Genomic DNA, 6,063 nt, shown 5'->3' with positions numbered 1-6,063 from the left:
AACCAGTCCCATCGGCTGCCCTGGCTGAGGACGTAGGTAACACAGATCAGGGTGGCCGAGATCAGAGAGAAGCCGAGCCAGTCAAAGGGACGCTGCCGGCCCTTGGCGGGCATGGGGTGGTCTGCGATGAGCAAAAGGCCGCTTGCCGCCAGGGCCAGCGGCACCACGCTGAAGAAAATCCAGGTCCAGGACTGGCTGTCGATCAACCACCCTTGAAGGGCCGGGGCGAGAGTCGCCGGTGCGACCACGGAGCCCATGGCAAACACGGCTTGAAGGATCGGCTGAAGGGCACGCGGCCAGGCACGAAAAATCATCGTCTGGCCCGCCACCAGCAGGGTGCCGCCAGCGAAGCCTTGAATGATGCGAAGCGCGATCAGCAGGTCCAGCCGAGCGGTGATGGCGGCGATGCAGCACGCCAGGCCCATGGCCAGGGTTGAACCGATGATCAGGTTACGCGCAGTAAAACGCTGCATCAGCCATGGGGCCATGATGAAACCGATCAGCTTTAGCGCGGTGTAGCCGACGTCCAGCCAGGCGAACTCATCAGGTGTTGCGTAGGTGTCACCGATGATATGGCCGCGCCMAATCGATAGAACGGTGCCGGCGATCGCTTCCGTCAGCGTGGCCAGCACGATGCCCACGATGAGCAAGGCGCCAGTCGTAGCCTTGGCGCTGACAAAGGTGTTCATGAGCCTTCCCCTTGCGTCACCTCCACCCGCGCGGACAAGCCAGGCACGATGCGCCCCGGCAGTGGATTGTTGGCCAGCCGGATCTTGACCGGAACCCGCTGCACGACACGGACAAAGTTTCCGGTTGCATTGTCGGGCGGCAGCAAGCTGAACGCCGCCCCACTCCCCGGTGCAAAGCTATCGACCACGCCTTCAAGTACCGTGTCAGGGTAGCCATCGTTCCGACGACGCCACCCACAGGCGCGCGGACAATGGTGTTGTCGAGATCAATCTGGGCGAGATCACGTGCCGCCTGTGCTTGCGACACGGCAGCCACGGCAGCCTCTCTCTCTGCCGCATAGACGGCAATGTGTTGCTGTTGTGCCTCAACCGTTGCCGAAGCGGCCGATACCGACGCTTCGGCTCTGGACCGCGCCGTGTCGGTTTCATCGACCAGGGCTTGGCTCACTGCGTTGCTGACGATCAGTTTGCGGCTGCGATCATGGGTCTTGGTCGCAAGATTCATATCGGCGGTGGCCGAACGTCTTTGGGCTTCGGCCTGCCGAATCAGCGCACGCTGAAGCTGGGTCTGCGCATCAACATGGATCAGGCGCGCCTTTGCAGCACTGACATTAGCCTCTGCTTGCACAAGTTTGGCGCGATAGTCCCGGTCATCGATACGGAACAGCACGTCACCCGCCTGGACAGTTTGGTTGTCTTCGACCTCTACCGCAGTGACGTAGCCGGCCACCTTGGCGGCGAGTGAGGTTACGTCACCACGAACATAAGCGTTATCGGTCAAGGTTGAGCTGCTCGAAACTGCCATGGCCCCCCAGGCAGCCACGACCACCGCGGCGCCAACGCACAGCAGTATGCCGAATATCTTGCGCTTGCTTTGCCGAGCCACTATGACGGGGATCTCGGCGCTTGCACCGGAAGCAATGGCGGTCTTGTCCTGGAGCGAGTTCATTTTTTCATTTCCCGTTCAATGCCATGCACTGCGGCAGCCCCGGGGCGGCGGTGGCCTGCCGCCCGGCTGTCGAGTATTTATGAGCGCGTTGATCGGCTCACTTTTTGATAGGTGTGACGAGCGTCTTTTCGTCGGTGTCGAGGACGAACACGGCCAATAAGCGTGCAGGTTCGGTGGCGCTGGCGTTGGCGCTGACTTCGTGTACGGAGCCCGGCTCCTCTACGAAGTTTTCGCCGGCATGGTAGATCTTCTCCGGCTGGCCTTTGACTTTGATGCGAAACGCGCCCTCAAGGACCGTTGCATAGATGAAGGCCGATTTCGGATGGGTGTGGGACGGTGATGCAGCACCCGGCCCATACTCGACGACCACACCCTTCATGCTCTTGCCAGGGATGTTGGGAATGGGACGGTCAAACACGACTGTCACCTTGCCGGCGGGTGGCTCAGTGGCCGACGCTGTGCTGATCGACAGTACTGCGAAAGCAGCGGCTAAGAGAAATCGGGTAACCATGGCAATACTCCTTCGTGGGTAGGTGTTATGACGGCGCGCCCCATTACCAGGGCAACGCCTTCCTGAGTTGTCCCTGGAGGCCTCAGCGGCCCGCTTCGGCCATTGACTGGCTGAGCCAGTCTTCGAAACGGATCGCGCCCAGGCGCGGGTTCTTGCCGGGTGTCAGCGATTGATCGTCAAGCACGGCGCCGTAGTAGCGCGCGTGTACGTCCGGTACGACCTGGCGGGTGTCCTGAGTGGCCCGCAGAAAGCGCCTGATCAGCTCGTCGAGCGGCATGGCCTCGGGCCCCGCGACTTCGACGGTGCCATTCACCGGCGCTGCAAGCACGACGTCGGTAAGTGCCGCCACCACGTCGTCGGACGCCATCGGCTGGATCAGCGCCGGCGAAACGTAAAGCTCGTCGCCGACGGTAAACGAATGGGCAATGCCGCCGACAAATTCGAAGAACTGCGTGGCACGCAAAATGGAGTAAGGAATGCCGGATGCCTTGATAAGGTTTTCCTGTGCGACCTTGGCCCGGAAATAGCCGTTCTCGGGAAGCCGTTCGCTCCCGACAATTGACAGTGCAACGTGATGCCGAACCCCGGCGGCCGCTTCGGCAGCCAGCAGGTTACGGCTCGACGTTTCGAAAAACTCGAGGACGGCCTGGTCCTCCCACGACGGAGCGTTCGCCACGTCGACGACGATGTCAGCACCATCCATCGCCTGGGCCAGGCCCTCGCGGGTGATGCTGTTTACGCCCGTGCTGGGGCTGGCTGCGAGCACGTCATGGCCGTGCTCGCGGAGGTTCTTCACAAGTTTCGATCCGATGAGGCCGGAGCCTCCGATGACGACGATCTTCATGGGCTTTCTCCACGTATCGACTGCAACCATTGCGTCGGTGTAAGGGGAGATTGCCTGCGCGCGTGAACGAAGTCCTTGTGCCTGCTGTGGCTTTCCCTCCATGAAAGCTTGGTTTTATGTCCAAAGACGCCGCAGTTCGACGTCGTCTCTGCCGCAGACGGTGCGGCGGGTTTAGCGCTGCCGTATCATCAATATCAAATACTAATCGCCAGCCGCCTGGGACACGGAGTTGAGGGCGCGTCGCCAGGGGATCCTCACTTTGCCATTCGTTTTTGAAGACTACCTGCTCGATGAGGAGCGCCGGGAACTCACCTTGCGCGGGCAAGTCGTGGCCGTCGGGCCGCAGGTTTTCGATCTATTGCTGCTGTTCGTCAACAACCCCGATCGCGTCATCAGCAAAGACGACTTGCTCAGGGCGGTATGGAACGGCCGGATCGTCTCGGAGTCGACGATCAACAGCCACATCAATGCGGTGCGCAAGGCCATTGGCGATACCGGTGAAGAACAGCGCCTGGTGCGCACCGTCGCCCGCAAGGGCTACCGCTTCGTCGGCCAGATCAAGGTCGGAGGGATCGGCGAAGCGCAACAGCCTGACCAGCCTGCCATCGACGAACACGCGCGCACAGACCCGAAGGAAATGCCCTCCTCCTCCCTCGTCCTCCCGGACAAACCCTCGATTACCGTCTTGCCCTTCCAGAATTTGAGCGGCGATCCGGAGCAGGAATATTTCGCTGACGGCATCGTGGAAGATATTATCGCTGCCCTGTCGCGTATCCGCTGGCTGTTCGTCATCGCGCGTAATTCGAGCTTCACCTACAAGGGGCGGACGGTGGACGCCAAGGGCATAAGCCAGGAGCTGGGCGTTCGCTACGTGCTGGAAGGCAGCGTGCGCAAGTGCGGAAACAAGGTACGCATCACCGGGCAGCTCATCGACGCGACGAACGGGACGCATATCTGGGCGGAGCGCTTCGAAGGCGCGCTCAACGACATCTTCGAGCTGCAGGATCAAATCACCGAAAGCGTCGTCGGTGCCATTGCGCCGCAACTCGAACGGGCAGAAATCGAACGCGCCAAACGAAAACCCACGGAAAGCCTGGACGCCTACGACTACTATCTGCGCGCAATGGCAAAACTGCACAACGGCACCCGTGAAGCCATCGACCAGGCGCTGCCGTTGTTCTACAAGGCTATCGATCTCGATCCGGAATTTGCATCGGCCTATGGCATGGCAGCCTGGTGTCACTTCTGGCGCAAGCTGAATGGCTGGATGACCAATCGGACGATAGAGATCGCTGAGGGCGTACGGCTTGCGCGTCTGGCAGTAACGCTTGGCCGGGATGATGCGGTCGCGTTGACGCGAGGTGGACATGCATTAAGCCATCTCGCCGGTGATGTTGACGGCGGCATTGCCTTGCTCGACAGAGCACGTCTGCTCAATCCCAACCTCGCACCCGCCTGGTACCTGGGCGGTATCCTGCGCGCGCTGCGCGGTGAAACGGACGCCGCCATCGAGCATCTGGCCCATGCCATTCGCTTGAGTCCGCTGGATCCGGAAATGTTCAGGATGCAGGTGGGAATGGCGCTCGCGCATTTCTTCGCCGGGCGCTTCGATCCCACGACGGAATGGGCGGAAAAGGCGCTGGGCAACCTGCCCAGTTTCCTGGCCCCGGTGGCCTTGGTGGCGGCCAGTCATGCCCTCAGCGGACGAATGGATAAAGCGGGGTTGGCGATGCAGCGTCTACGCGAACTGGACCCCTCTTTGCGCCTCTCCAACCTGAAAGACTGGCTACCAATCCAACGGTCCGAGGATTTCGCGCGCTTCGTCGATGGACTGCGGTTGGCCGGGCTGCCTGAGTGATCGTGGAACGGATCCATGTACTCACGATCAACGGGACACTACAACCGCACAATGCCTCTACGACTTGAAGCGCCCCACCAGGCCGTTCAGTTCATTCGAGAGGTGCGAAAGCCGGCCCGAGTCTTCTTGTGCAGAGCTGGCCAGGGTTTCGACCAGCCGCGCCTCGTCATAGATTTGCTGGATATGCCGATTGATCTCTTCGGCCACGCTGTGCTGCTCTTCCGCCGCCGCCGATATCTGCAGGTTCTGATCCCTGATTTCATTGACCGACAACTGGATGCCTTCAAAGCTGTCACGTGCGCTCTCGATCGAGGACACACTGGCACGCGACAGGTCCAGGCAACTTTCCATCTTCTGCGAAACTTCCTGGGTCTTGCTGCCGAGCGTGTTGAGCAACTGGTCGATTTCCCCGGTGGAGTCAGATGTGCGTTTGGCCAAGGCCCTGACCTCATCCGCGACCACGGCAAAACCCCGGCCCTGGTCACCCGCCCTGGCAGCCTCGATCGCCGCGTTCAGCGCCAGCAGATTGGTCTGCTCGGCAATGGCGCGGATGGTGCCCAGAATCTGGTTGATGCTGCGGCTGCCTTCTTCCAGCTCCACCATGGCCTGGGAAGACTCGGTCAAGCGACGACCCAGGCGGTTGACGTTCTGGGTGGTCAACTCGATCTGCTGTTTGCCTTCGGCCACACGGTGGTGTCCGTTCTCGGCGGAGTCGGCTGCCGTACTGCACGAACGGGCCACTTCGTTGGCGGTAGCGACCATTTCGTTGAATGCAGTGGACACCAACTCCACCGCTTCACGCTGACGACCGGCCGCCTGGTTCATGTTGTTGGCCACCTCGCTGTTGACGCGCGAGGCATCCTGCAGGTTGGTCGATGCTGCGCCGATACGTTGTATCAACTGGCGTATCGCGGCGAGAAACTTGTTGAACCAGCCTGCCAGCTCTGCTGTTTCGTCCTTGCCCTGCACCTCAAGATCGCGGCGCAGATCGCCCTCGCCCTCGGCAATTGATTGCAACCCCGTGCTGACCTGGCCGATAGGCTTGACGATCACCCTGGCGAACGCCGCCGCGAGCAGCGCAAAAAGCAGCACCAGCACTGCCACGATAGCCGCCGTCAGGTAGGTCATGCGAGTGGCCGCGCCCATGACTTCTCCATACTCGATCAAACCGACGTAGCGCCAACCAAGGCCGGGCGATGTCCAGATATTGGC

5 protein-coding genes and 2 pseudogenes are annotated in these 6,063 nt (G+C 61.1%); 1 reads left to right on the top strand and 6 read right to left on the bottom strand.

Going from position 1 to position 6,063, the window contains the following annotated elements; translation table 11 throughout:
• From AC1DH9_RS21915 to AC1DH9_RS21900, 4 genes and pseudogenes are all read right to left on the bottom strand, one after another.
• Positions 1-689, bottom strand: a 689-nt coding sequence (locus AC1DH9_RS21915; protein WP_477808768.1) for an MFS transporter, incomplete at its 3' end; no start/stop codon positions are given.
• Positions 686-1,638, bottom strand: a pseudogene (locus AC1DH9_RS21910) (HlyD family secretion protein). The pseudogene AC1DH9_RS21910 and the gene AC1DH9_RS21915, both read right to left, overlap by 4 nt.
• Before the next feature lie 97 nt (positions 1,639-1,735).
• Positions 1,736-2,149 carry a cupin domain-containing protein gene (locus AC1DH9_RS21905; RefSeq protein WP_123583725.1) on the bottom strand — a complete coding sequence of 138 codons (414 nt, stop codon included), beginning with the start codon at positions 2,147-2,149 and terminating at the stop codon, positions 1,736-1,738.
• A gap of 82 nt (positions 2,150-2,231) precedes the next feature.
• Positions 2,232-2,993, bottom strand: a complete 762-nt coding sequence (locus AC1DH9_RS21900) for an SDR family oxidoreductase (RefSeq protein ID WP_427546781.1) — start codon at positions 2,991-2,993, stop codon at positions 2,232-2,234.
• Between the two features lie 259 nt (positions 2,994-3,252).
• Between AC1DH9_RS21900 and AC1DH9_RS21895 the strand changes: the two genes are divergently transcribed.
• Positions 3,253-4,851, top strand: coding sequence for a winged helix-turn-helix domain-containing tetratricopeptide repeat protein (locus AC1DH9_RS21895; RefSeq protein ID WP_442114585.1), 1,599 nt, complete (start codon positions 3,253-3,255; stop codon positions 4,849-4,851).
• A gap of 57 nt (positions 4,852-4,908) precedes the next feature.
• On the opposite strand, the gene AC1DH9_RS21890 is transcribed toward AC1DH9_RS21895, so the two are convergent.
• Positions 4,909-5,676 (bottom strand): methyl-accepting chemotaxis protein, encoded by a 768-nt coding sequence (locus AC1DH9_RS21890; RefSeq protein WP_427546918.1) that lies wholly within the window; start codon positions 5,674-5,676, stop codon positions 4,909-4,911.
• An 87-nt stretch (positions 5,677-5,763) separates the two neighbouring features.
• A pseudogene (locus AC1DH9_RS21885) lies at positions 5,764-5,979 on the bottom strand (HAMP domain-containing protein); the annotation flags it as partial.
• Positions 5,980-6,063 lie beyond the last annotated feature (84 nt).

The sequence above is a fragment of the Pseudomonas sp. 05T35 genome, from assembly GCF_056396605.1.
The sequence above is the reverse complement of the archived record's forward strand: the minus strand, read 5'-3'. Positions and strand labels throughout refer to the sequence as shown.

Bases quoted from the DNA above. Each gene is read 5' to 3' on its own strand.
- AC1DH9_RS21905 (WP_123583725.1), bottom strand. From the start codon at position 2,149: ATGGTTACCCGATTTCTCTTAGCCGCTGCTTTCGCAGTACTGTCGATC.
- AC1DH9_RS21900 (WP_427546781.1), bottom strand. From the start codon at position 2,993: ATGAAGATCGTCGTCATCGGAGGCTCCGGCCTCATCGGATCGAAACTT.
- AC1DH9_RS21890 (WP_427546918.1), bottom strand. From the start codon at position 5,676: ATGAACCAGGCGGCCGGTCGTCAGCGTGAAGCGGTGGAGTTGGTGTCC.